This is a genomic window from Bacillus sp. (in: firmicutes), from assembly GCA_012842745.1.
In the GTDB taxonomy this organism is placed as follows: Bacteria; Bacillota; Bacilli; order Bacillales; family Bacillaceae_J; genus Schinkia.
The window spans coordinates 1-2478 of sequence record DUSF01000028.1 but is presented as its reverse complement, the minus strand read 5'-3'; the positions used below and the strand labels follow the sequence as shown (position 1 = coordinate 2478).

At 35.4% G+C, this 2478-nt stretch carries 3 protein-coding genes; all 3 read left to right on the top strand.

Going from position 1 to position 2478, the window contains the following annotated elements:
- The first annotated feature begins 777 nt into the window (after window positions 1-777).
- The 3 genes from GX497_03565 (at window position 778) to GX497_03555 (ending at window position 2021) form a co-directional block, all read left to right on the top strand.
- A complete protein-coding gene (locus GX497_03565) occupies window positions 778-987 on the top strand; it encodes a hypothetical protein (GenBank protein HHY72300.1) in 210 nt (69 codons plus the stop codon).
- Between the two features lie 51 nt (window positions 988-1038).
- Window positions 1039-1185 (top strand): hypothetical protein, encoded by a 147-nt coding sequence (locus GX497_03560; protein ID HHY72299.1) that lies wholly within the window; start codon window positions 1039-1041, stop codon window positions 1183-1185.
- 239 nt (window positions 1186-1424) lie between these two features.
- Window positions 1425-2021 carry a YcxB family protein gene (locus GX497_03555; protein HHY72298.1) on the top strand — a complete coding sequence of 199 codons (597 nt, stop codon included), beginning with the start codon at window positions 1425-1427 and terminating at the stop codon, window positions 2019-2021.
- Window positions 2022-2478 lie beyond the last annotated feature (457 nt).

Below are 2478 nucleotides of genomic sequence, written 5' to 3'. Positions count from 1 at the left end.
TAGTGGATTTGGACGGGTTACCACCTGACTTATCCATTATAAAGGACTTTTTCTTTGCATAAAATAATAAAATTGAACATTTTGAGTATTTTTAATAGTGAAATTAAATTAACGCAACACTAGTGATCTGTAATTAGTAACTTATTTGTATTTTTAGTGCGTTAAAGGGATTGTGGGCAAGATGATAAAAGGGTAATGTATTTTATTTGCTTTTAATTATGATGTATAAGGGAGAAATAAGTTTGAAGTATGTAGCTTTAATTATATTTGCATTGTGTAGTTACATCTCTATTTTTAAGCCTAAACAATATCACGAATTTTTTTATAATTCATTTCCAAATATGATACCAAAAGTAAGCGGGCTTATCATAGCAATCTATAGAGTTGGTGGTGTGATATTTTTGTTTGGAGCTTTGTTTTCACTTTGGTCAATAATAGCTGATTTATAAAATACTCTAAAGTTAGAAGTAAGGGGACAATACTTTACTTCTATTCAACCGCAAAGGTTGACCAGTTTGGCAGAATTGATTGAATCACGAAGCCACCTGGTTTCCCTATTCCACACTGTATACAGCCGAAGGAAATAGCGGAATCTATTGGATGCCCGAGTTGGGCGATACGGTTCAGCTTTATTTTCCGAGTTAACAGGAGGAAAGAGCCATCGCCACAAGTTCAGTCCGTCAAGGTGGAGCCACCAATCCGAAAATAGCGGACCCCCACACCAAGTATTGGGGAACGAACCACGGCAAGGAAATGAAAATGGGTCCGAGTGATGTCATGTTTACTGCGAAGGAAGGCTCCATCTACCTAAAGCTTGATGCGGAAGCCGGTATTGAAATCAAAAGCTCGCATCCGATTCGTGTTCAAGCAGAAAAAGACCTGGAGATTTCTAGCGAAACCATCCACTTCAAGGCAGGAGAGTCCATCCGCATGACATGTGATTCGAGTAGCATCGTAATGGATGGAATCACCGATATCCGAATGTAGTCAAAATGGAAGGGTTGACCAAAGGCTCTGTACAGGTAGATGGAGCAGAAGATGATGAGGATGCGGGTCCTTAAATTAGGAATAGATGTGGCAGGAATGATTCCTGTGGCTGGGGGGTGGCAGCCTTGGCTAAAAATCGAAATGGAAAGGCGCGGCCTTAAGCCTACTCGGAAGTATTCCTTTTGCTGGAAAAGTTAAAAAGAAGGTCAAGGCTGTAAAAAAAGCAGCGAACAAAATCAAAAATAAGGTAAAAACAGCAAAGAAAAAAGTCACTGCTTCGCTAAAGAAAACGAAAAAGAAAAAAGGAAAAGTTGTCACCAAAGCTCGAAAGTTATTAAACAACCTAAAGAAGCAGGATTTGCTTAAGAAACTTTCGTCCCTGCTGAAAAATACTTTGCTACCATTACCAGTTTTAATTACAAAGGGGGATTAACTACATGGAAAATATTTTAAATGAAGAGTTGGATAGTACCATAATAAGAGTCGAATTGGAGTCAAAAGATTTCTTTTGGTTTACCCTACATTATCTGTGGAAAAAGATGCAACAATTAATTTTGATGGGTGGTCTACTATTTTTCTTGGGAATTATCATCTTAATTACACAGGGGCCTTCAATAGGATTGATCATATTTTTTGGGCCTTTCTTTAGTTTTATCTTTATTTTGTTAAGTACAGTGTACAGTGGAAAGCAAAATGCAGAAAAACATGGCAAAAGAACTTATACCATTAATAAAAATGGACTTTCTTTTGTATCTGATGAGATCCAAGCATCTTACAAATGGTCAACCATTGTTGAAGTTTTGAAAACGAAAAGATATGTATACCTTTTTATAACACCTAATTCTGCTCTAATTTTTCCTACCCGTATATTTTGTGAAGAACAGTTAACAGAATTTATGGGATTAATTACATCCGTTAACAAGGGAAAAGTGAAAAGAAAAAAAAGTACGCAGCCAAAATGGCAACTTGTAATTTTTATACTTTTTGCATTTTTAGTGGTTGTCGGAGTCATTTCATTTTTTTCTGGAAAGTGAACAGAATAAATACTTAAAAGACGATGGGCAATCTAGTTCTCTAAAACAATGAGAAGGATTTTGCGTATTTTCTAATCATTTAGTACCTTTCGAATATCATTATATTTTTTTGTATTTAAAAGTGAAAGAAAACAAGAGTCTTAAAAAATTTATTTTAGCTTTTAGTTACATTATGAAAATTTATGAGGAAGCAATTTTTTCTATAACGGATTCGTTTGATGAGTTTGTTTGTAAACTGCATGAGTAATAGAGTTTTTGTTCAACAAATTGTAGATAATTTTGCAGTTATTTACTACCATGTTTTAATCTTCCGCAATCGGGCGCGATTGTGGTGCGAAATGTTCCTAGTTTAAATGGTGTATGGTCACATTTATCCGGTAAAGACTAGGCAATTCCTTATGGAATTGAAGGATTATATCGAAGAATCAAATGAAAAGGTAACGCTTGGAAGGGTTCT

What these genes read in the sequence shown, in the direction of transcription:
- GX497_03555 (HHY72298.1), top strand. Translation starts at nt 1,425, where the DNA reads ATGGAAAATATTTTAAATGAAGAGTTGGATAGTACCATAATAAGAGTC.
- GX497_03565 (HHY72300.1), top strand. Translation starts at nt 778, where the DNA reads ATGTTTACTGCGAAGGAAGGCTCCATCTACCTAAAGCTTGATGCGGAA.
- GX497_03560 (HHY72299.1), top strand. Translation starts at nt 1,039, where the DNA reads ATGATGAGGATGCGGGTCCTTAAATTAGGAATAGATGTGGCAGGAATG.